Below are 21,846 nucleotides of genomic sequence, written 5' to 3'. Positions count from 1 at the left end.
TAGGCAAAATACGGGAGTGGCTTTCCGGAAAGGGAGCCGCTGCGGCTTGGTGTTACGAGGTTTGTGCCGGTTTGCTCTGTTCCGCTGTCTTGTGCGACGAAGAGCAGCCTGCAAACGCGGCTGGCGCGGTAAAGGCCACGACGGCAGCCACGAGAACGAACAGTCCGATCAGTTTACGCATTGGTGAACCTCCACTGTCAGTTGCAGCGCTATCCTATCGCGATTTTTTGCGCCGGGCCAGTCGCGATAGCGTGAATGCATTGACGCAGGATGGTGGAAATTCGGCGTATGTGTCATTTTGCCGACGTAATTCAAGGCGATAGTCGGCCTGTTCATAGTCAAGTCACAGTCCTTCAGCTAAGCCGGAGCCATGCAATGACCCGACTCTTCCTCTCCGCCGCTCTTGCGGTCCTGATGTTGTTTGCGTCTCCCGTCGTGCAGGCGGAAACGGTGCGCGACGATACCGTCACGCTCGATCTCAGCCTGGAAAAATGGGTCGAGACCGATTCGGCGACGGTCACTGTGGTGGCCGATCTCGCGGTCAAGGCTGGCGGTTTCGGCGTCGCGCGTGCCGCTGTGCAGACGGATCTGACGACAATATCGGACAAGGCTCCCTGGCGCCTGATCGGATATGACCGTTTGCGGGACGAGGCCGGGTTCGAGCGCTGGCGGATAACGGCGGAAGCCCGCCTGCCAGGCACGGCTCTTGGCGGCATCGGCAGCACTGTCGGGGATCTCGGCGAAGCGGGCCGCAGCTACGCCCTGCTCGGGATCGATTTCACGCCGACTCTGGCGGAACGGGAAGCGGCATTGGCCGATCTTCGCGCCGAAATCTACCAGCGTGCCGCCGATGAGCTGGCGCGCCTGAAAGCAGTTTATCCGGGCCGTGGCTATCGCGTGGCCGCGATCCATATTGCGCAGGGTGCTACCCCGCGTCCGCAGCCAGCCATGATGCTGCGCTCCGAAGCGGTGCCGAAGTTTGCAGCTGATGCCAGCGGTGGCGGCGACAGTGTTGCCCAGAAAGCCGAGCTGCGCGCGTCCGTCCGATTTGCTGCGGAAGTTCGCTCCGGCGACTGAACCGCGCTATGATCCCCCCGGAATCAAATGTTCTGGGGGGAACGATCCATGAGTAGAGGGCTTTGCATCATCACCGGCGCCAGCCGCGGTATCGGCGCGGCAACAGCCGTTCTGGCCGCGCGCAACGGCTGGGACATCGCGGTGAATTATGCCGGCAACGAAGCCGTTGCCCGCACCGTTGCAGCCAAGGTTGAAGCCGAGGGACGCAAGGCTGTCGTTATCCAGGCCGACACCTCGAAGGAAGCCGACATTGTCCGGCTCTTCAATGAGGCGGAGGCGGCCCTCGGTCCGGTGCGCGGGCTGGTCAACAATGCTGGGATCACCGGCAAGATCTCCCAGGTTCGGGACATGTCCGAAGCCGCGATCCTCGAGGTCATGCAGCTTAACGTGATCGGGCTGATGCTCTGCTGCCGTGAGGCGGTACGCCGGATGTCGCAGAAGGGCGGCGGGGCTGGAGGTGCCGTTGTCAATCTCTCCTCGATAGCCGCCAGGCTCGGTGCGCCGAACGAGTTCACTCATTACGCCGCGTCCAAGGGGGCGGTGGATTCCTTCACCATCGGTTTCGCCCGCGAAGTCATCGCCGAGGGCGTGCGCGTCAACGCGGTGGCGCCAGGCATGATCGACACCGACATTCACGCCAGTGCCGGCGCACCGGACCGGGCGGCACGCCTGGGACCGACCACGCCGATCGGCCGGGCGGCTGCGCCGGAGGAAGTGGCGGAGGCCATTGTCTGGTTGCTCAGCGATTCGGCGGGATATTGCGCCGGCTCGATCCTCGAGGTGGCAGGCGGGCGATAACCCTGCCTCATGTCTGCCTCAGCTTGACGGACCCCGACTTGACGGGAACCGCGACTTGCGCAACTTGTGTGCGCCGAGGGCAACGGGCCGAATGGCTCGTCCGACGGGAGAACGAACTGTGAATCATGAAGGGCCGTTGGCCCGCTATGAAGCCCTGATCGCCGAGGGTTCCGTTACGGCCGATCCGGCGCAGGCAGCGGCTGCTGCGAAACTGCAGTGGCTGCACGACCAGTTGATCGATTACAGGCCGCCGCAAGCCAAGACAGGCTGGACCGCGAAGCTCGGCTTTGCCCGGAGCAAGCCGTCCACTCCGCCGAAAGGCCTTTATATCCACGGCTCGGTTGGGCGCGGAAAATCCATGCTGATGGACCTGTTTTTCGACGGAGCGCAGGTTGAGCGGAAGCGGCGCGTGCATTTTCACGAATTCATGCGCGAGGCCCATGAGTTGATCCATCAATGGCGGCAGGAGAACAAGGTCTCGAAAACGGCGGAGCCAATTCGTCCGACGGCGCAGAAACTCGCCGACAGTGCCTGGCTGCTCTGTTTCGATGAGTTCGAGGTTCGGGATATTGCCGACGCAATGATCGTATCCCGTCTGTTCTTCGCCATGTTCGAACTGGGTGTCGTGGTTGTCGCAACCTCCAACCGGGCGCCGGACGAGCTCTACAAGGACGGATTGCAGCGCGACCTGTTCCTGCCGTTTATCGGCATTCTGAAGGCGCGGCACGAGGTGTTTCGGCTGGATGACGGGGAAGACTACCGGCTCGGGCGGATGCGCGGGCAGACCGTCTATCATGTTCCTTGCGGTCCGGAAGCGGATGCGGCTCTGGATCGGACCTTTGCCGAGCTGACGGACAATGCGGTGGCAAAGCCGGATGCGATCAATCGCAAGGGACGGGAGATCGCGGTTCCGGCTGCCGCCTCGGGTATTGCGCGGTTCGGGTTCCGGGATCTGTGCGATGTGCCGCTGGCCGCTGCCGATTTCCTTGCGGTAGCGGAACGATTCCACACGGTGATTCTTTCCGACATCCCGATCCTCGGTGCCGGAAACAGAGATCAGGCGCGCCGTTTCATGACCTTGATCGACGCGCTGTACGATCAGGGCGTTCGTCTGGTTGCCTCGGCGGAGGCCGAGCCGGAAAAGCTTTATGACGGCGAGGACTGGGGCTTCGAATTCGACCGGACGATTTCCAGGCTGATGGAAATGCAATCCTCTGATTACTTCGAATCGCGCCGCCGCTGAGGTGCGGGAATAGTTTGTGGTGCAATAACTTGCCCGATAGCCGCAAAAAGACTTAAATTTAAATCTAACTCTTAAGAGTAACTTAAGATAGAGCGTGATAAGGCTCACGGACGGCAGAAGGCCCCGTAAAAGGCACCTCATCCGGGAGTGAGTCATCGCATACGCCATCGATTTCTCGGGACAGCGTAATCCGCTGGTTCCAGACCGCGATCAGGACGCCCTTCATACCCTGCGCTGCGACATCCTTCCGCTGCGGACTAACGGACTCAAAAAGGTCCGGCTGATCAAGAATGTCCGGATGGAAACCCGCATCGAGCTTTATCGTGAAGCGGGGATGGGCAGCGGACAGGTTGCAATCGACGAGTTGCCCGCCTTCATGAGTGCGACCGACGATCTCCTGCTCCACGATATTCCAATGCTGACCAGCGTCGGCGAGATGGATAGCTTCGATCCTTATTCCCTGCGCCGCGGCTTGAGGGCTGCAGGTATTTCGGTCGACAATCTTGACGCTCTCAAGCTGAGCGATCCGAAAAAGCGTGAATTGCAACCGCATATGCGGAACCTGACGCGACCGCTGCTGCAGCATGTGTTCGGCGCGAGCAATATCGAGTTGACCGACCCGGAAATGCTCCGTGACCGGCTGATCAATACAAGCAGCGCTGCCGTTCTCCAGCGGATTAACAGCCTTGCCTCGGCTTTGGATACGTCGCCTGAAGAGCTGCCGGACCTGCTAGAGGATTACGGCGACGTGTTCCTCTCGCTCGGCTTTTACAAACAGCATCTGGCGGAGATCGGGCCCCGGATCACGTTACTCCAGATCTGGGTCGACGAAGCGTACCAGGTGCCGCATATCCGCAAGGACCCCATGATGGGGCCGGTGCTGCACAAGGCGGAGCGCGTGCTCGGTGCCTTGCAGCAATCCCTGGAACGTCGCTTCAGTAATTTTGAGAATAAGACGGACATCCGGTGGGAGCGCGTGACTCTGGGAACGTTCAACCAGGTGCGTGCCCTGATCACGGATCATCAGGCGAGTCTCGCCGCTGTTCTGTGCGGGCTCACGGTCAAGATTTTTGAATGGGAAACCCGATTTCCCGGCGGCGGCGGCAGCTTTGAGCGGCGCGCCGATTTTGTCTTGTCGGACCTTCGGGCCGGACTTGACCGTCTGACCGAGATTGAACGCGATGCCGCCACTTTCGAATAGGTCTCAAAATAAGCCCGGTCGCCCGGATTTCCTCCGTGTGTCGCGCCTATTGTCATGAACACCGTGCCCGGGTCGACCCACCAGGAAGACAGTGAACGCGTCCTCATCGACCGTGAGGATCGGGACTCCATCAACACGTTTGCCTGTGCGGCGCTTCCCGTTCGTAACAGGGGCCTGTCCCGGCTGCGTCTGATCAAGAATGTGCGACTGGAAACCCGCGTCGAATTGTTTCGCGGCAGCGGGACGGGCAGTGGCCAGTTCGGCATCGATGAATTGCCGAACTACGTCAACCGGGACGAAGACCTGATCAAGCACGACATTCCGTTGTTGAAGGAGGCGGCCAAGCTTCCGGCGTTCGACTGCTATTCCCTGCGCCGCGCGGTCCGGTCCAGCGGCATTGATGTTGAAACATCGGACGTGCTCAGTCTGTCGGATGAGAAGAAGCGTGAGCTTGCGGGCCATATGCGCAATCTGACCCGGCCGCTTGTGCGGCATGTGTTCGGCGGTGCCGGGATGGATATAACGGATCCCAGCAGTTTGCGGGATATCATGCAGATGGCAGACAAGGCGACCGCGCGGGAGAAGCTTGAGCTGTTGTCCGAGGTCCTGGAGACGGATCTCGATAATCTGCCCGAGCTGCTTGAAGATTATGGCGACGCTTTTCTCTCCCTTGGCTATTACCGGAGCTACCTCAATCTGATCGTGCCGCGCGTGAAGGAGCTGCATGGCTGGATCGACGAAGCGATTGAGCGCGGCTCGTTCCGCAAGGGCGATCCGGCGATCAAGCGCATGAAGCAGGTATCCGCCGCCATCGATCACATCGTAAAAAGCGTTGTGGAACGTTTCCGGGAATTCGACCGAAGGGCGGTGTTCAACTGGGAAACGCTGACGCTTGAGGATTTCCGCACGGCACGGCAGCAGATCCTCGAACATCAGGCAACTTTGGCAGAGGTACTCTGCGGTATCACGGTCAAAGTCTTTGAGTGGCGTAGTCGTTTTGCCAAGCCGAATGTAGGAATTCAACAGCGCGTGGACTTCGTAATGTCCGACCTTCAACCGGGCCTGGATCATCTGCTTCAGGTTGAGAGTTCGGCCCCGCGCTTCTGATCTTTGTACTTTGTAGGCACGTTCGACCGGCAGGACCCTTGCGGGGGTGCCGGAATCGCGCTACACCGCGCCTCGGTTTTCCGCCGCCCAGGAGGAGGCCGAAGCCTTAGATGGCGCGGCGGATCTGTCCCGAATCAGAGGAGTGGGGAACAAGATGGCTCGCAACAAAATCGCGCTGGTCGGCGCTGGGAATATCGGCGGCACGCTGGCGCTGCTCGCCGGCCTGAAGGAACTCGGCGACGTGGTGCTCTTCGATATCGTTGAGGGCATCCCCCAGGGTAAGTCTCTCGATATCGCGGAAGCGTCCCCGGTCGAAGGCTTCGACGCCAAGATGCTCGGCGCGAACGACTACAGCGCGTTGGCAGGCTCAGACGTCGTTATCGTCACCGCAGGCATCCCGCGTAAGCCGGGCATGAGCCGCGACGATCTCATCGAAACCAACACCAAGGTCATGAAAGCCGTTGCCGATGGCATCAGCGCGAATTGCCCGGACGCGTTCGTGATCTGCATCACCAACCCGCTCGACGTCATGGTTGGTATCCTGCAGAAGCTGAGCGGCCTGCCCGCCAACAAGGTTGTCGGCATGGCCGGCGTGCTCGACAGCGCCCGCTTCCGCTATTTCCTGGCCGAAGAATTCAATGTCTCGGTCGAGGACGTTACCGCCTTCGTGCTGGGCGGCCACGGCGACACCATGGTGCCGCTGACTCGTTACTCCACTGTTGCCGGCATCCCGGTTCCGGATCTGATCAAGATGGGCTGGACCACGCAGGAAAAGATCGACCAGATCGTCCAGCGTACCCGTGACGGCGGTGCCGAGATCGTTGGCCTGCTGAAGACCGGCTCCGCTTTCTACGCGCCGGCGTCTTCCGCCATCCAGATGGCCGACTCCTACCTCAAGGACAAGAAGCGTGTGCTGCCGTGCGCGGCCCAGTGCACCGGCGAATACGGCCTCGATGGCCTCTATGTCGGCGTGCCGTGTGTGATCGGCGCGAATGGCGTCGAGCGCATCGTCGAAATCGAGATGAACGCGGACGAGAAAGCGATGTTCGATCATTCGGTCGGCGCGGTGAAGAGCCTGAACGAAGTTGCGGCGAAATTCGGCCTCTGAGGCCGAGATGGTGGTATATTGTATACCACCATATGTTATCGGGTGGTTCGGTGCTACAGTATGACTGCGGCACCGGGCCGCTGCCCGCGTTTGGGGAATAAGCTGGCCCGTTGGGCCGGTTGCAGCAACGGCTTCGGCGGTTCTCGCGCCAAAACCGGTGCAAGGGAAATGGGAGAGCCATGAACATTCACGAGTATCAGGCCAAGCAACTCTTGGCCAAATTCGGTGTTGCAGTGCCGCGGGGCGGCGTTGCCTACACCCCGGAGGAGGCCGAGAAGGTCGCCAACGAGCTTGGCGGTCCGGTCTGGGTCGTGAAGTCTCAGATTCATGCCGGTGGACGAGGCGCTGGACGCTTCAAGGGCAATGAAAACGGCGCCGGCGGTGTCCGCGTTGTCAAATCGGTCGCGGACGTCAAGTCGAACGCGGGCGAGATGATCGGCGCCACGCTGGTCACCAAGCAGACAGGTCCGGCAGGCAAGGAAGTCAGCCGCATCTACGTCGAGGAAGGCTGCGACATCAAGCGCGAGCTTTACCTCAGCCTGCTGGTCGATCGCGACAGCAGCCGCGTCACCGTGATGGCCTCGACCGAGGGCGGCATGGAGATTGAGGAAGTCGCCGAAGCGACCCCGGAAAAGATCATCACCATCGCCATCGACCCGGTGACCGGCCTGCAGGGCTTCCACGCCCGCCGCATCGCCTTCGCTCTGGGCCTTGAAGGCGACCAGGTGAAGTCGGCGGTCAAGTTCCTGATGGCCATGTACAAGGCCTTCACGGATCTCGATGCCGCGATGGTCGAAATCAACCCGCTTGTCATCACCGGCTCCGGTGACGTGATCGCGCTCGATGCCAAGATGGGCTTCGACGACAATGCGCTTTTCCGGCACAAGGACGTGGCCGAGCTGCGGGACGAGAGCGAGGAAGATGCTTCCGAACTCGAAGCAGCCAAGTACGAGCTGAACTACGTGAAGCTCGACGGCAGCATCGGTTGCATGGTGAACGGCGCGGGTCTCGCGATGGCCACCATGGACATCATCAAGCTCTACGGCTCCGAGCCGGCGAACTTCCTCGATGTCGGCGGGTCGGCAACGAAGGAGCGGGTCACCGCCGCCTTCAAGATCATTCTCTCCGATCCGAACGTCGAAGGCATTCTGGTCAACATCTTCGGCGGCATCATGCGCTGTGACGTGATCGCCGAAGGCGTCGTCGCGGCGGCCAAGGAAGTCAGCCTGCACGTGCCTCTGGTCGTGCGGCTGGAAGGCACCAATGTCGATCTCGGCAAGCAGATCCTCGCCGATTCGGGCCTGCCGATCACGTCCGCGGACAATCTCGCGGACGCGGCGGAAAAAATTGTCACTGCGGTGAAGGAGGCAGCCTGATGGCCGTTCTGGTCGACGAAAATACGAAAGTCATCTGCCAGGGCTTCACCGGAAGTCAGGGCACGTTCCACTCCGAACAGGCGATCGCATACGGCACCAAGATGGTCGGCGGCGTCACCCCGGGTAAAGGCGGTCAGACCCACCTCAACCTGCCGGTGTACGACACGGTCATGGAAGCGAAAGACCGGACTGGCTGCAATGCCTCCGTCATCTATGTTCCGCCGCCGTTTGCTGCCGATTCGATCCTGGAAGCCATCGACGCGGAGATTCCGCTGGTGATTTGCATCACCGAAGGCATTCCGGTGCTTGATATGGTTACGGTCAAACGGGCACTTTCTGGCTCCAAGACCCGCCTGATCGGCCCGAACTGCCCCGGTGTGATCACGCCGGACGCCTGCAAGATCGGCATTATGCCGGGTCATATCCATCGCCGCGGCAAGGTCGGGATCGTCTCCCGGTCGGGTACGCTGACGTACGAAGCGGTGGCTCAGACCACGGCGGCCGGCCTCGGTCAGTCGACCTGTATCGGCATCGGTGGCGATCCGGTGAACGGCACCAACTTCATCGACGCGCTGGACCTGTTCCTTGGCGATCCGGAGACAGAAGCGATCATCATGATCGGTGAAATCGGCGGCTCGGCGGAAGAGGATGCGGCCGAATTCCTCAGGCAAAACAAGGTGAAGAAGCCGATGTGTGGCTTCATTGCCGGCGTTACCGCGCCTCCGGGCCGTCGCATGGGCCATGCCGGTGCGATCATCTCGGGCGGCAAGGGCGACGCCAATTCCAAGATGGAGGCCATGAAGTCCGCCGGGATTCTCGTTGCCGACAGCCCGGCATCTCTCGGGACCACCATGGTCAAGGCGATCAAGGGCTAAATGACATGTTCCGGACGGCACCAACATGCTGCCGTCCGGACACAGTCTTGCGATTTTTTGCCCTCTGCCATGCAGAACGGGTTCAAGTTAGTAATTTCTTAGCTAGTATAAGAAGATGCTTGCCCGTGCGGCTCTTTGCCGCAAGGGTTACCTAGGCCCTGCGCGAGGGGCGCGCGGAGCCGAAACAGATAGGACCAACAGCCACTTCGCAAAGGGGCAGGTTCCAATATGGCGACGGCAGTGAGCGACCAATCTTTTCTTTCCGGTGCTAACGCACCGTTCATCGGTGAACTCTACGAACGATTTCTCCAGGATCCAGCCCTAGTAGACGAAAGTTGGCGCGAATATTTCGCGGAGCTGCACGACGATGTCGGGCCTGTCCAGGGGGATGTGCACGGACCAAGCTGGGCAGACCGTGGCAACCGTGTCATCGGCGGCATCGGCGAGGCGGCAGACGGTTCGGGTCCGATCACGGATGACAAACCCGCCGCGGCAGCGGACCCGCTTTTAGGCAGCGATATCCGGCAGGCCAGTCTGGACTCGCTCCGTGCGATCATGCTGATCCGGGCCTACCGGATCCGGGGACACCTGAAAGCGAAGCTCGACCCGCTGGGTCTAGAGCCGCCGACCCCGCACCCCGAACTCGATCCCGCCCATTACGGTTTCACCGAAGAGGATTGGGACCGCCCGATCTTCATCAACAATGTTCTCGGTCTGGAAACAGCGACCCTGCGGCAGATCATCGAGCTGCTGGACCGCACCTATTGCGGCAGCATCGGTGTCGAGTTCATGCATATGCAGGACCCGGAACAGAAGGCCTGGATTCAGGAACGTATCGAGCAGATCCGCAACCGGACCGAGTTTACCGAGCGCGGCAAGCACACGATCCTTGAGCGGCTGACCGCCGCCGAGACCTTCGAGCAGTTTCTCGGCCGGAAATATGTCGGCACCAAGCGTTTCGGCCTCGATGGCGGCGAAAGCCTGATCCCGGCGCTGGAACAGATCCTGAAACGGGGTAGCCAGATCGGCCTGGAAGAGGTCGTGATCGGCATGCCGCACCGCGGCCGCCTGAACGTGCTCAACAATTTCATGAGCAAGCCGTTCCGCGCCATCATCTCCGAGTTCCTCGGCAATCCGGCGAACCCGGAAGACGTGGGCGGCTCTGGCGATGTGAAATACCATATGGGCGTTTCCGCCGATCGTGAGTTCGACGGCGCCAATGTCCACCTGACTCTAAACGCCAACCCGTCCCATCTGGAAATCGTCAACCCGGTGGTGATCGGCCGTGTTCGCGCGAAACAGACCCAACGGGATGATGCATCCGATCGCCAGAAAGTGCTCGGCATTCTGATGCATGGCGATGCGGCCTTTGCCGGTCAGGGCGTGGTGGCAGAGACATTCGCTTTCTCCGATCTGCGCGGCTACCGCACCGGCGGCACCATCCATGTCATCGTGAACAACCAGATCGGCTTCACCACGGCGCCTGCCTTCTCGCGCTCTTCGCCCTATCCGACAGATGTCGCGAAGATGGTCGATGCACCGATCTTCCATGTGAACGGGGACGATCCGGAAGCCGTCGTGCACGTCGCCCGGATCGCTATCGAGTTCCGTCAGGAATTCGGCGTCGATGTGGTTATCGACATGTTCTGCTACCGCCGCTTTGGGCACAACGAGGGGGATGAGCCGATGTTCACACAGCCCCTCATGTACTCGAAGATCGCGACCCAGAAGACCACCCGTCAGCTTTATGCCGAGCAGCTTGAGCGCGAAGGCGTCATCAAGCCCGGCGAGGCCGACAGTATGGCCAAGGAGCATGATGACCACCTGAACAGCGAGTTCGAGGCCGGGCTGAACTACAAGCCTAACAAGGCCGACTGGCTTGAGGGCAAATGGTCCGGCTTCACCAAGGCGCACGGCGATGCCCGCCGGGGGGAGACCTCCGTCGACAAGGAAACGCTGCGCGATGTCGGCATGAAGCTGACCGAAGCGCCGGACGGCTTCGCCATGAACCGAAAGCTGAAGCGCGTTGTAGAGCAGCGTCGCAAGGCGATCGAGAACGGCGAAGGCATCGACTGGGCAAATGCCGAAAGTCTGGCTTTCGGAACGCTGCTCGTGCAGGGCGACGGGGTCCGGCTCAGCGGCCAGGATTCCGGCCGCGGCACCTTCTCCCAGCGGCATTCGGTCTGGATCGACCAGAACACCGAAGAGCGGCACATTCCGCTCAACAGTCTGGGCACGGACCCGCTGCATTACGAAGTGATCGACAGCCCGCTGTCAGAAGCCTCGGTGCTCGGCTTCGAGTATGGCTTCAGTCAGGCGGAACCGAATATTCTCACCCTCTGGGAAGCCCAGTTCGGCGATTTTGCCAACGGCGCCCAGGTCGTGGTCGACCAGTTCATCAGTTCCGGTGAGCATAAGTGGCTGCGTATGTCCGGTCTCGTGATGCTGCTGCCGCATGGCTATGAAGGCCAGGGGCCGGAGCATTCCTCCGCCCGCCTCGAGCGCTATCTGCAGCTCTGCGGCGAGGACAACATGCAGGTTGTGTACTGCACCACGCCGGCGAACTATTTCCACGCATTGCGCCGACAGCAGCGCCGCGATTTCCGCAAGCCGCTGATCGTGATGTCGCCGAAATCCCTGCTGCGCCACAAGCTCTGCGTTTCGACTCTGGACGACATGGCCGAGGGAACCAGTTTCCACCGGGTCATGTATGACAACGAGGTGCTGTGCAAGGACAAGGACGTGAAGCGGGTCGTGATCTGCTCGGGCAAGGTCTATTACGATCTGTACGAGGAGCGGGCCCGGCGCGGTCAGACCGATGTCTTCTTCCTGCGTCTGGAACAGCTCTATCCGTTCCCGCGCAAGGCGCTGATGGAAGAGCTGGCGCGATTCCCGCAGGCCGAGGTGGTCTGGTGCCAGGAAGAGCCCTGGAACATGGGTGCCTGGTCCTTTGTCGACCGCCGCATCGAAAGTGTGCTGGTCGAACTTGATGGTGTCTGCAAGCGCCCGCTTTATGCGGGCCGGGCCGAAGCGGCGTCGCCGGCAACAGGCAACCATGGCCGGCATGTCCGCGAGCAGGAAGCCTTGGTTCAGGAGGCTCTCGCCGTTGGCGAGGAGATGAGTAAGGGCAGCAGGTACGCGGCCGAGTAATCCAAACAAATATCAGCCGCCGGCCCATCCCCGGCGGCAACTCATATGACGCGCCGGTTATGGCGCAATAAAGAGAGAATGGACGGAAAAATGGCGACGGAAATCAAGGTCCCGGTTCTTGGGGAATCGGTGTCCGAGGCAACTGTGGCGCGCTGGATGAAGGCCGTCGGAGATGCTGTCGGTCTTGACGAGCCCCTGGTTGAGCTGGAAACCGATAAAGTGACCCTTGAGGTCAATTCCCCCGCTGCGGGAACCCTGCAGGAAATTGTCGCTGACGTGGACGCGACCGTTGGTGTCGATGCGCTGCTCGGTGTGATCGCCGAAGGCGCCGCTCCCGCGAAGAAGGCGGAACCGGCAGCCAAGCCCGCGGAAGCGAAGGCTGAAGCTGCTCTGGCGCCTGCCGCGAAGGCAGAAGCGCCGAAGCCCGCTCCGGCAGCTGCCGCCGCGCCCGCCGCTGCCGGGACCCACGAGGTCAAGACCCTGTCCCCGGCCGTGCGCAAGCTGGTCGAGGACAACAACCTGGATCCCGCCAAGATCAAGCCGACCGGCAAGGACGGCCGTCTGGTGAAGGGCGACGTGCTGGCCGCGATCGAAGCCGGTACCGCCAAGGCCTCCGCGTCCGCTCCCGCTGGCGCCGCACCGGCCGCCGCAGGTCCGTTGCCGCCGCGTGCGGATGACCCGCGCGAAGAGCGGGTGAAGATGACGCGCCTGCGTCAGTCCATCGCCCGGCGCCTGAAAGAGGCCCAGAACACCGCCGCCATGCTGACCACCTTCAACGAGGTGGATATGGGCGCGGTCATGGGGCTGCGCTCTGAATACAAGGATGCTTTCGAGAAGAAGCACGGCGTGAAGCTCGGCTTCATGTCCTTCTTCGTGAAGGCCTGCATCGCCGCTCTCAAGGAACTCCCGGCAGTCAATGCCGAGATCTACGGCGACGAGCTGATCTACAAGAACTACTACGATATCGGTGTCGCGGTCGGCACGCCGCAGGGCCTGGTCGTGCCGGTTCTGCGCGATGCGGACGATCTCAGCTTCGCCGGCGTGGAAAAGGGTATCGGCGATCTCGGCCGCAAGGCGCGGGACGGCAAACTCACCATGAAGGACATGACGGGCGGTACCTTCACCATCACCAATGGCGGTGTGTATGGCTCGCTGATGTCGACCCCGATCCTGAATCCTCCGCAGTCCGGTATTCTCGGCATGCACAAGATCCAGGACCGTCCGATGGTCGTGAACGGCAAGGTCGAGGTCCGGCCGATGATGTATCTGGCGATGAGCTACGATCACCGCATCATCGACGGCCGCGAGGCGGTTACCTTCCTGGTCCGCGTCAAGGATGCGCTGGAAGATCCGCGCCGCCTGCTGATCGACATGTAATTTCATCGCGCGCGGGCTTGTCCCGCGCGCGGCCTTTCAAGAACGAGCTGGACAAGAGAGCGATTTATCATGGCTGACAGCTACGATCTCGTCGTCATCGGTGCGGGCCCGGGCGGTTATGTGGCCGCCATCCGCGCTGCGCAACTGGGCATGAAAGTGGCGTGCGTCGAAAAGCGTGCGACCCTCGGAGGCACCTGCCTCAATGTCGGCTGCATTCCCTCCAAGGCGCTGCTTTCCTCGTCGGAGAAATATGCCGAGACCCAGGATCACCTGAAAGACATCGGCATCGATGTCGGCTCCGTGAAGCTGAACCTGAAGCAGATGATGGCCAACAAGGCCAGCGTCGTCGAACAGCTCACTGGCGGCGTCGCCTTCCTGTTCAAGAAGAACAAGATCGACTGGAAGACCGGCTCCGCCGTGGTGAAATCCGCCACCGAAGTTGAGGTCACAGGCGAGAAGGGCAAGAAGGAAGTGCTCAAGACCGAGCGCGTCCTGATCGCCACCGGCTCCGAGCCGACCCCGCTACCGGGTCTGGAAATTGACGAGAAGAAGATCGTCACCTCCACCGGCGCGCTCGACATCGCCAAGGTGCCGGATCATCTCGTGGTCATCGGCGGCGGCGTGATCGGGCTTGAAATGGCGTCGGTCTGGGCTCGTCTCGGCTCCAAGGTCACGGTCGTCGAGTTCCTCGACCGGATCGTCCCGGGCATGGATGGCGAGGTTGCCAAGAAGTTCCAGCGCGTGCTGCAGAAACAAGGCATGGCCTTCAAGCTCGGCACAAAGGTGACTGCGGCGAAGAAGACCAAATCCGGCGTCACCCTGACGGCCGAGCCGGCCAAGGGCGGCGATTCGGAAAACATCGAGGCTGACGTGGTTCTGGTCGCCATCGGCCGTCGTCCCTTCACCGAAGGTCTCGGGCTCGACAAGGTCGGCGTTGAGATGGACAAGCGCGGTTTCATCCCGGTCGATGCCGATTTCGAAACCAATGTTCCAGGCATCTTCGCCATCGGCGACGTGATCCTTGGCCCGATGCTGGCCCACAAGGCCGAGGAAGACGGCGTCGCCGCGGTCGAGACCATGGCGGGCCAGTCCGGCCATGTGGATTACAATCTCGTTCCTGGCATCGTCTACACCTGGCCGGAAGTGGCGAGCATCGGCAAGACCGAAGAGCAGCTGAAGGAAGCGGGCGTCGAGTACAAGACGGGCTCCTTCCCGTTCAGCGCCAACGCTCGCGCCAAGTCCGTCGGCATGACAGAGGGCTTCGTGAAGATCCTCGCCGACAAGAAAACGGACGCGGTGCTCGGTGCCCATATCATGGGCCCGGAAGCTGGCAACCTGATCCACGAAGTCGCGGCCGTCATGGCGTTCGGCGGCTCGTCCGAGGATATCGGACGGATCTGCCACGGCCACCCGACCCTTTCCGAAGCGGTCAAGGAAGCGGGCCTCGCAGCCAGCACCGGCGCGATTCACATCTAATCGGGCTTTTGAGATCGAACAGAAAACCGCGGCCTTCGAGCCGCGGTTTTTGTTTGTGTGTTCATTCCCCAGACCGTCATCCCGTCGAAAGACGGGACCCAGGGGAAGGCGGGCACGCCCTATGATCGCCTAGGTCCCGGCTCTCCGGCCGGGATGACGACGTGAGAGATTACTCCCTAATATCCTTCGCATCCTGATGCCGGCTCAGCGGCAGCCATACAGAGAAGGCGAGTGGGGCCAGCTTCGGGAACATCACAGGGTCCGGCGCGGTGATCGGCAGCGGCAGGTCCTCGTTGGCGCCGCCGGAGAGCCAGTAGGCCAGCTTGCGGCCGAGGGCGGTGGTCATGGCGATACCGCGTCCGTTGCAGGCGATGGCGGAGAACGCACCGTCGCCGAGGCGCATGAGCCGGGGCATGTAATCCCGTGCGGCGGCAAGGCGGCCCTGCCAGGCGAATTCTGGCTCCAGCTTCGGCAGTTGCGGCAAAAGTTCCTGGAGACGGCCGAGATGGTGCGTGCGCCCGCGTTCCAATGAGCCGAGTGGATTTGCCAGCAGGCCGCCGGTGACGATCCGGTTGTCGTTGGTCCAGCGATAGGCGATCAGGTCCTTGCGGGTGTCGGCCGAGCAGCGGTCGTTCGGCAGTACGCTTTCGCGCAGCTCCGGATCGAGCTGCTGGGTCGCCACCTGGAACAGGGTGATCGGGAACTGGGTGCCTTCTGCTTTCGGCGCGAGCCCGCCGCCGGTGCTGTTGGTGGTCAGCAACACCCGGTCGGCGATCAGTGTGCCGTGATCGGTCTTCAGGTGCCATTCGCTGCCCTTTTTTCCGATCTCATTGGCCCGGCTGTCGATATGCAGCGTGACCCCTGCCTTCACCGCGGCATGGGCAAGCCCGCGCACAAAGGCGAGTGGGTTGATGTGACCGCCGGTCGGGTCGAGGAACGCGCCGTGATAGGCTTCCGAGCCGGTCTCGGCCACCGCCTCGTCGCGGGAGAGCAGCTTCACCGGCCGTCCAAGGTCTTGCCATTGTTTCACCCGGTCTTCCAGCCAGGCTGTTTTCTTCCCCGTATGGATCGGCTGCATCCAGCCGGTTTGTTTGCCCCAGCAATCAATTTCGTGACGCTTGATCAGATCAAATACCAAGTCGCCGCCTTCACCGAGCATGCGAACCAGCAAATCGCCTTTCTCCGGCCCGAATTTCTCTTTTGCATAGCGCGGGTCGAGACCGGTGAGGAGGTTGGGTACGACGAAACCGGTATTGCGTCCCGAAGCGCCGAACCCGGCCTCGTCCGCTTCCAGCAGAGTGACGTTGTGCCCGGCCTCGGCCAGATGCAGTGCTGTCGAAAGACCGAGAAAACCGCCGCCGACAATGGCTGTCTCCGTCCGCGCCTCACCTTCAAGGCGGGTGCAGACCGGACCGGCGGGAGCGACGGAATGCCAGAAGGAGCTCTGGAAACTGATGGAGGGGTGTGGCGCATCGGCCAGGCTTTCCCAGATGGTCGGCGCGTAGCCTTTATGCGCAATCTCGGGCATCGGCAGTTCCCTGTTCCGGCGGTATGATCAGAGTGGCGTGCTGTATGGATGATGCGGCCGCCGGGTGACTTGATGAAGAGCATGGCCGAGCCGGCGGGGCCGCGCAAGCTCACTCGGCCGAACATTTTGGCGAAATGAATGAGGAGTATCCGGGAGATGCGGGTTGTCTTGATAGCCCTTGGCTGTGCGCTTCTGTGGTCCGGCGTTGCCCGGGCTCAGGATGTGACGGAGGGGGAGCTCAACGCCGAGATGCGGTACCAGGGCGGCCAGTACGTCTTTCATCACGACTGGCAGGTCGAGACCGACGATGTGACCTGCGACGGCTTTCAGGACAAGGTTGCCGGGTATGTCGATCTCGATAATCCGGACGGTCGCTCGTTCCTGATGGTCGTGGTGACGCACGAGCAGGGCGAGCTGGTATCGGAGGCTGTGGCGCCCTTCTTCAACAGTGCGGACCAGATGGGGCTGTGCGGCGACGGTAACCCGCCGCCGAAAATCTCCCTGGAGGAATTCACCAAGGAAGAGGTGAAGGAGATGACCGGTATCGACGGCGCCTGTCCGGTCGCGATCATCCTCGAGGACGGGATGTGCGACCTGCACTATTATTTCTGGGTGCCGGACTGGGAAGAGGACCGCAAACTGATCTTCTTCCGGAACTAGGCGCACCCTAGCGGTCGCGCGGGTGTGCCCGGCTGTGTACGTCCATCAGCCGCTCCGCATCCACGCTGGTATAGCGTTGCGTGGTGGTCAGCGAGGCATGGCCAAGCAATTCCTGGATGGCCCGCAGATCGCCGCCACCGGCCAGCAGGTGCGTCGCAAAGGAATGCCGGAGGGCGTGCGGTGTCGCGGTTTCCGGCAAGTCCAGCCAGCCCCGTGCCAGCCGCATGGCGCGCTGGGCAACACCAGCCTGCAGGCGTTTGCCCCGGGCGCCAAGAAACAGCGGATCGTCCGGGCTGCCGCGATAGGGGCAACGGGCGACATAATCGTCGATGGCGGCGCGGACGGCGGGCAGTATCGGCACGATGCGCTGCTTGTTGCCCTTACCGGTGATGGAGAGTGTGTCGCCTATCGGGTAATCGCTGCGATTGAGCGCCAGTGCCTCGCCGATCCGCAACCCGCCGCCGTAAAGCAGGGAGACGAGAGCGACATCGCGGGCGGCGATCCACGGCTCCGACGCGAGATCTCCCATGGCATCGAGGGTTTCCGCCGCTTCGGTGACGGTCAACGCTTTCGGTACCGAGACAGGAATGCGCGGTCCCCGGATTGAGAAAACAGCCGCGTTCGAGAGTACGCCCCGCCGTTCGAGAAAGCGGAAATACCCACGTACGACGGAAAGGGCCCGTGCCGTGGAGGTTTTCGCAAACCCCTTCGAGACCCGGCGGGCCAGGTATCCGCGGAAGTCTGCGGGCTTCAATGCGGCGAGGTCAGATATGCCGGGGGCTGCGCCCAGATGGTCCTGCAGAAAATCGAGAAACTGTTCGAGGTCCCGCTCATAGGCGGAGAGGGTATGGGCCGAGGCGCGTTTTTCGCTCGTCAGCCATTGTCTCCAGGCATCTGTCGCGCCAGCCAGGTCCGTGATGGTCTCGGTATGTGTCAGCCCGGAAGGTTCAGCCATTGCCGGATGGTCAACTCCGTGGTGCGGGCGAGGAAGCTCAGAAGCTCCGTGGCCTGCCCGTGATGATAGGCTTCGGCGTCCCGTGTCCCGAAGGCCATCAGGCCCATCGGCGAGTGCGGGCTGACCTGGATACGGGCCAGCGCCATGGACGAGACCAGCCCGGCGGCCGAGCCGAAGATAGCTTCATCGCCCTCGACATTGGCAGCCAGGAGGACGTCCTTGCCGACGCCGATCTTGCGGTCGATCGTGCCGGCCGGGATGGAGCGCACGCCCGAGGCATAGGCCTTCGGGATCGGCACGTCGCCAGCCTCGATGCAGATCGTCACCACGTCGATGCCGAGCATGACCGGAAGGTCGATCGTTACCGACTGGATCAGGTTGTCGAAGGAATTCGCCGCCACGATCCGCAATATCGCCGCGTGGATGCGGTTCTGGGTCGACTGGTTCCCGCGCGCGGTGGAGACCAGCCCGGCGTGGGAATCCTTGAGCTTCTGATTCTCCGAGCGTAACCGCTCCAGCATGAAATGCTGCATGTCGACCACCGCCTCGCCGCTGGTCCGGCTCGGCGGGGTCAGGATGTCGATCAGTTCCGGGTGCTCGATCAGGAAGTTCGGATGGGAGGAAAGGTAGTCCGCGACTTGTCCGGCCGTTAGCATCGGGGCAGGCTGATTTGCCGCCTGCTTGACGCTCTTCTTGCCCGGTTCCGCCGCGGAGCCCTTGCCTGTCATCGCTTGCCGCCCGTCCCTAGAGGATGCTCTGACCGGTCTTCGCCCAATCCTTCAGGAAGGCGTCGAGACCCTTGTCGGTAAGCGGGTGATTATACAGGGCGCGCAGCACGGCTGGCGGCAGCGTGGCGACATCGGCGCCAAGCTTGGCTGCGTCGATGACATGTTGCGGGCCGCGTACGGAGGCGACGAGGATTTCCGTGTCGAAATCGAAGTTGGCGTAGATGTCCGCGATATCCGCGATCAGGTCCATGCCATTGATGCCGATATCGTCGAGCCGTCCGACGAAGGGCGAAATGAAGGCGGCACCGGCCTTGGCGGCCAGCAATGCCTGCCCGGCGGAGAAGCAGAGCGTCACATTGACCTGAATGCCATCGTCGCTCAGCGCCTTGCAGGTTTTTAGCCCGTCGACAGTCAACGGCACCTTGATGGCGATGTTGTCGGCCAGCTTCAGAAGCAGTGCGGCCTCTTTCATCATCGTCTCGTGGTCGGTCGCGGTGACTTCCGCGCTGACCGGGCCGTCGACGACGCCGCAGATTTCCTTGATCACTTCGAGGATCGGGCGGCCTGATTTGGCGATGAGTGACGGGTTGGTCGTTACCCCGTCCACGAGACCCGTGGCGGCCAGATCCTTGATCTCCGCAACATCCGCAGTGTCGATGAAAAACTTCATGTCGTCCTGTATCCTCGGCAGGTGGTGAATCCGGGCCTCGTATGGCCGAATCGACGAGGCGAGTCTAGCGCATACAGGGGACTGGTGCCAGTGACGCCGGGGTAACGTCACCGGCTTTTCACGGAACTGCAGGAAACAGGAGGCCCGGCACGTCCCTGTGAGGCCGGCGGCCCGCCGCTACAAAACCGAGACCGTTGCGGAGTGTGGCGAGGTGTTCGACACTCCGCCCCATGTCCGATCTTTTCCCCGATGAGTCCCGCCGTATCCAGGTGTTGATTCCGCTGCCGCTGGCTGGTCCTTACGACTATCTGGCGGATGCGGAAATGGCGTTGCAATGCGGCAGTATCGTCGAGGTGCCGCTCGGCAACCGGCGCACCACGGGTGTGGTCTGGGCCCTTGATATGGCGGAAGATCCGGAGAGCGGTCAGGTGGCACGAAGCCGGCTGAAGCCGGTGATTCGCGCTTTGCCGGTGCCGCCTTTGCCGGAAGCGGTTCTGAAGCTGGTGGACTGGACCGCGTCCTACACGCTGACCGCCCAGGGCGCTGTACTGCGCATGGCCATCAGCGTACCCGATGCGTTTGAGCCGGCAAAACCGGTCACCGCCTATGCCGCCCTTTCCGGTGGGGCTGAGGCGGTGGAAGCGCTCGGGTTGCGGCTGACACCGGCCCGCCGCCGGGTGGTGGAGCTGCTGTCGGACGGTCCTCCGCGCACGGCGCGGGAGATCGCGGACGAGGCCGGGGTCGGCACATCTGTTGTGAAGGGCCTGGCCGAGGCCGGAGCGCTGGCGAGTGTCGCCCTGCCGGCAGACACACCGTTTCCGGAGCCCGATCCGGACCTGCCGCGGACAACGCCACTCTCCGAGGAGCAGAAGGAGGTGGCCGACGCGCTATGCGAGGCGGTCAGTGCTGAGAGTTTTACACCCGTTCTGCTCGACGGCGAGACCGGGGCGGGCAAGACCGAAGTCTATTTCGAGGCGGTCGCGACCGCGCTGCGCATGGGCAAGCAGGTGCTGGTGCTGTTGCCGGAAATCGCTCTCTCGGCAGAATGGCTGAACCGGTTCGAGGCGCGCTTCGGCGTGCGCCCGGCGGAATGGCATTCCGAGCTGAAGCCGCGCCGGCGCCGTCACACCTGGCGCCAGATCGCCGAGGGCAAGGTCCGGGTGCTGGTTGGCGCCCGTTCGGCCCTCTTTCTGCCGTTCCCGAATCTCGGTCTGATCGTGGTCGATGAAGAGCACGAATCCGCCTACAAGCAGGAGGAGGGGGTGATCTATCACGGCAGGGACATGGCCGTGGTTCGTGCCAGCCTGACCCCCTGTCCGGTTGTCCTTGTCTCCGCGACACCCGCGCTGGAAACCATGCGCAATGTCGAGAATGGCCGATACAGCCAGCTTCGCCTGACCGCCCGGCATGGTGTCGCGACCTTGCCATCGGTGGAACTGATCGATTTGCGCCGGGAACAGCCCCAACGTGGGCGTTGGCTCTCCCGGCCGCTGATTGAGGCGATCACGGGCGCGCTTGCTGCTGGCGAGCAGTCGCTCGTCTTTCTCAACCGCAGGGGCTATGCGCCGCTCACGCTCTGCCGGGCCTGCGGACACCGACTGGAATGCCCCAGTTGCTCGGCCTGGCTGGTCGAGCATCGATTGCTGGGCCGGTTGCAGTGTCATCATTGCGGCTATAGCGCGCGGTTGCCGAAAACCTGTCCCGAATGTGCTGCCGAAGACAGTTTCGTCGCCAGCGGTCCTGGCGTCGAGCGGATGGCAGAGGAAGTCGCGGCTGTTTTCCCCGACGCCCGGTTCCAGATCGTCTCCAGCGATACCTTGCAAGGACCCGCCGCTGCGGCCGAGTTCGTCCGCAGCGTGAGGGCGGGCGAGGTTGATATCCTGCTCGGTACCCAGATCGTGGCCAAGGGGTATCATTTCCCGAAACTGACTGTGGTCGGTGTGGTGGATGCGGATCTCGGCCTTGCCGGCGGCGATCTCCGGGCGGCGGAACGGACCTACCAATTGCTGCATCAGGTGGCGGGCCGGGCCGGCCGGGCGGAACATCCGGGCCGGGTGCTGCTGCAAACCCATCAGCCGGAGAACCCGGTGCTGAAGGCGATAACCGCATGGGACCGCGACGGCTTTCTTGCGGAAGAGGCAACGGCGCGGGAACAACAGGGCATGCCGCCGTTTGGGCGCCTGGCCGCGATCATCGTCAGCGCGGCGGATCCAAATCAGGCGGATATGGTGGCCAGCCGGATCGGTCGCGCGGCGCCGGATTTCGACGGCGTCTCCGTGCTTGGGCCCGCGCCGGCACCGCTGGCATTGCTTCGCGGCCGGCACCGCCGCCGCTTGCTGATCAAGACCCGGCGCGACGTTAATATCCAAGCGGTTCTGCGCAGCTGGCTCGGTCGCATCGAGGTTCCGAATTCGGTTCGTGTGGCGGTGGATATCGATCCTTACAGTTTCCTCTGAGCCTTGCCGCCTTCCGGACTATGCCGCCCACCCTGCGAGAAGCGACAACCCACCGCTTGCA

At 62.3% G+C, this 21,846-nt stretch carries 18 protein-coding genes; 13 read left to right on the top strand and 5 right to left on the bottom strand.

Going from position 1 to position 21,846, the window contains the following annotated elements; all coding sequences use genetic code 11:
• Window positions 1–52: 52 nt before the first annotated feature.
• Window positions 53–181 carry a hypothetical protein gene (locus K328_RS27080; protein ID WP_281169430.1) on the bottom strand — a complete coding sequence of 43 codons (129 nt, stop codon included), beginning with the start codon at window positions 179–181 and terminating at the stop codon, window positions 53–55.
• Between the two features lie 194 nt (window positions 182–375).
• Here K328_RS27080 and K328_RS0111655 point away from each other — a divergent pair, with 194 nt between their 5' ends.
• The 11 genes from K328_RS0111655 (at window position 376) to lpdA (ending at window position 14,788) form a co-directional block, all read left to right on the top strand.
• On the top strand, window positions 376–1,077 hold the full coding sequence (locus tag K328_RS0111655) for an SIMPL domain-containing protein (protein WP_028466125.1): 702 nt from the start codon (window positions 376–378) through the stop codon (window positions 1,075–1,077).
• A gap of 48 nt (window positions 1,078–1,125) precedes the next feature.
• Window positions 1,126–1,875 carry an SDR family oxidoreductase gene (locus tag K328_RS0111650; RefSeq protein ID WP_028466124.1) on the top strand — a complete coding sequence of 250 codons (750 nt, stop codon included), beginning with the start codon at window positions 1,126–1,128 and terminating at the stop codon, window positions 1,873–1,875.
• A 118-nt stretch (window positions 1,876–1,993) separates the two neighbouring features.
• Window positions 1,994–3,118 carry a cell division protein ZapE gene (zapE, locus tag K328_RS0111645; protein ID WP_028466123.1) on the top strand — a complete coding sequence of 375 codons (1,125 nt, stop codon included), beginning with the start codon at window positions 1,994–1,996 and terminating at the stop codon, window positions 3,116–3,118.
• Window positions 3,119–3,416: 298 nt separating this feature from the next.
• Entirely contained in the window at window positions 3,417–4,319 is a 903-nt protein-coding gene (locus K328_RS0111640) for a hypothetical protein (RefSeq protein ID WP_028466122.1), read from the top strand.
• 54 nt (window positions 4,320–4,373) lie between these two features.
• Window positions 4,374–5,426 (top strand): hypothetical protein, encoded by a 1,053-nt coding sequence (locus K328_RS0111635; RefSeq protein WP_028466121.1) that lies wholly within the window; start codon window positions 4,374–4,376, stop codon window positions 5,424–5,426.
• Window positions 5,427–5,580: 154 nt separating this feature from the next.
• Window positions 5,581–6,534, top strand: a complete 954-nt coding sequence (mdh, locus tag K328_RS0111630) for a malate dehydrogenase (protein WP_028466120.1) — start codon at window positions 5,581–5,583, stop codon at window positions 6,532–6,534.
• A 179-nt stretch (window positions 6,535–6,713) separates the two neighbouring features.
• A complete protein-coding gene (gene sucC, locus K328_RS0111625; protein ID WP_028466119.1) occupies window positions 6,714–7,910 on the top strand; it encodes an ADP-forming succinate--CoA ligase subunit beta in 1,197 nt (398 codons plus the stop codon).
• Window positions 7,910–8,785, top strand: a complete 876-nt coding sequence (sucD, locus tag K328_RS0111620; protein ID WP_028466118.1) for a succinate--CoA ligase subunit alpha — start codon at window positions 7,910–7,912, stop codon at window positions 8,783–8,785. Before sucC ends, sucD begins: the two co-directional genes overlap by 1 nt.
• Window positions 8,786–9,013: 228 nt before the next feature.
• Window positions 9,014–11,935, top strand: coding sequence for a 2-oxoglutarate dehydrogenase E1 component (locus K328_RS0111615; protein WP_028466117.1), 2,922 nt, complete (start codon window positions 9,014–9,016; stop codon window positions 11,933–11,935).
• Between the two features lie 90 nt (window positions 11,936–12,025).
• Window positions 12,026–13,312 (top strand): 2-oxoglutarate dehydrogenase complex dihydrolipoyllysine-residue succinyltransferase, encoded by a 1,287-nt coding sequence (gene odhB, locus K328_RS0111610; protein WP_028466116.1) that lies wholly within the window; start codon window positions 12,026–12,028, stop codon window positions 13,310–13,312.
• 69 nt (window positions 13,313–13,381) lie between these two features.
• Window positions 13,382–14,788: a dihydrolipoyl dehydrogenase gene (gene lpdA, locus K328_RS0111605; protein ID WP_028466115.1), complete on the top strand. Its 1,407-nt coding sequence runs from the start codon at window positions 13,382–13,384 to the stop codon at window positions 14,786–14,788.
• 169 nt (window positions 14,789–14,957) lie between these two features.
• Here the strand turns inward: lpdA and K328_RS23695 are convergent, their stop codons facing one another.
• Window positions 14,958–16,316, bottom strand: a complete 1,359-nt coding sequence (locus K328_RS23695) for an NAD(P)/FAD-dependent oxidoreductase (RefSeq protein WP_051284815.1) — start codon at window positions 16,314–16,316, stop codon at window positions 14,958–14,960.
• 138 nt (window positions 16,317–16,454) lie between these two features.
• On the opposite strand from K328_RS23695, the gene K328_RS23690 reads away from it, so the two are divergent.
• On the top strand, window positions 16,455–16,976 hold the full coding sequence (locus K328_RS23690) for a hypothetical protein (RefSeq protein WP_156901291.1): 522 nt from the start codon (window positions 16,455–16,457) through the stop codon (window positions 16,974–16,976).
• A gap of 7 nt (window positions 16,977–16,983) precedes the next feature.
• Here K328_RS23690 and K328_RS0111590 read toward each other — a convergent pair whose 3' ends face one another.
• From K328_RS0111590 to fsa, 3 genes are read right to left on the bottom strand one after another with little or no spacing between them, the layout of a single operon-like run.
• On the bottom strand, window positions 16,984–17,931 hold the full coding sequence (locus K328_RS0111590) for a tyrosine recombinase XerC (RefSeq protein ID WP_051284814.1): 948 nt from the start codon (window positions 17,929–17,931) through the stop codon (window positions 16,984–16,986).
• Window positions 17,910–18,659, bottom strand: coding sequence for a DUF484 family protein (locus K328_RS0111585; protein WP_028466113.1), 750 nt, complete (start codon window positions 18,657–18,659; stop codon window positions 17,910–17,912). The genes K328_RS0111590 and K328_RS0111585 overlap by 22 nt, the downstream gene beginning before the upstream one ends.
• A 16-nt stretch (window positions 18,660–18,675) precedes the next feature.
• Window positions 18,676–19,329: a fructose-6-phosphate aldolase gene (fsa, locus tag K328_RS0111580; protein WP_028466112.1), complete on the bottom strand. Its 654-nt coding sequence runs from the start codon at window positions 19,327–19,329 to the stop codon at window positions 18,676–18,678.
• A gap of 230 nt (window positions 19,330–19,559) precedes the next feature.
• Between fsa and K328_RS0111575 the strand changes: the two genes are divergently transcribed.
• Window positions 19,560–21,785: a primosomal protein N' gene (locus K328_RS0111575; protein ID WP_028466111.1), complete on the top strand. Its 2,226-nt coding sequence runs from the start codon at window positions 19,560–19,562 to the stop codon at window positions 21,783–21,785.
• Window positions 21,786–21,846 lie beyond the last annotated feature (61 nt).

The organism is Nisaea denitrificans DSM 18348 (assembly GCF_000426505.1).
Classification (GTDB): Bacteria; Pseudomonadota; Alphaproteobacteria; order Thalassobaculales; family Thalassobaculaceae; genus Nisaea; species Nisaea denitrificans.
Note: the sequence above shows the minus strand (reverse complement) of the source record. Positions and strands in the feature narration are given on the sequence as shown.

Coding starts and splice junctions, on each gene's coding strand:
- K328_RS27080 (WP_281169430.1), bottom strand. CDS start 181: ATGCGTAAACTGATCGGACTGTTCGTTCTCGTGGCTGCCGTCGTGGCC.
- K328_RS0111655 (WP_028466125.1), top strand. CDS start 376: ATGACCCGACTCTTCCTCTCCGCCGCTCTTGCGGTCCTGATGTTGTTT.
- K328_RS0111650 (WP_028466124.1), top strand. CDS start 1,126: ATGAGTAGAGGGCTTTGCATCATCACCGGCGCCAGCCGCGGTATCGGC.
- K328_RS0111640 (WP_028466122.1), top strand. CDS start 3,417: ATGGAAACCCGCATCGAGCTTTATCGTGAAGCGGGGATGGGCAGCGGA.
- K328_RS0111635 (WP_028466121.1), top strand. CDS start 4,374: ATGAACACCGTGCCCGGGTCGACCCACCAGGAAGACAGTGAACGCGTC.
- mdh (WP_028466120.1), top strand. CDS start 5,581: ATGGCTCGCAACAAAATCGCGCTGGTCGGCGCTGGGAATATCGGCGGC.
- sucC (WP_028466119.1), top strand. CDS start 6,714: ATGAACATTCACGAGTATCAGGCCAAGCAACTCTTGGCCAAATTCGGT.
- sucD (WP_028466118.1), top strand. CDS start 7,910: ATGGCCGTTCTGGTCGACGAAAATACGAAAGTCATCTGCCAGGGCTTC.
- K328_RS0111615 (WP_028466117.1), top strand. CDS start 9,014: ATGGCGACGGCAGTGAGCGACCAATCTTTTCTTTCCGGTGCTAACGCA.
- odhB (WP_028466116.1), top strand. CDS start 12,026: ATGGCGACGGAAATCAAGGTCCCGGTTCTTGGGGAATCGGTGTCCGAG.
- lpdA (WP_028466115.1), top strand. CDS start 13,382: ATGGCTGACAGCTACGATCTCGTCGTCATCGGTGCGGGCCCGGGCGGT.
- K328_RS23695 (WP_051284815.1), bottom strand. CDS start 16,316: ATGCCCGAGATTGCGCATAAAGGCTACGCGCCGACCATCTGGGAAAGC.
- K328_RS23690 (WP_156901291.1), top strand. CDS start 16,455: ATGAGGAGTATCCGGGAGATGCGGGTTGTCTTGATAGCCCTTGGCTGT.
- K328_RS0111590 (WP_051284814.1), bottom strand. CDS start 17,931: ATGGCTGAACCTTCCGGGCTGACACATACCGAGACCATCACGGACCTG.
- K328_RS0111585 (WP_028466113.1), bottom strand. CDS start 18,659: ATGACAGGCAAGGGCTCCGCGGCGGAACCGGGCAAGAAGAGCGTCAAG.
- fsa (WP_028466112.1), bottom strand. CDS start 19,329: ATGAAGTTTTTCATCGACACTGCGGATGTTGCGGAGATCAAGGATCTG.
- K328_RS0111575 (WP_028466111.1), top strand. CDS start 19,560: ATGTCCGATCTTTTCCCCGATGAGTCCCGCCGTATCCAGGTGTTGATT.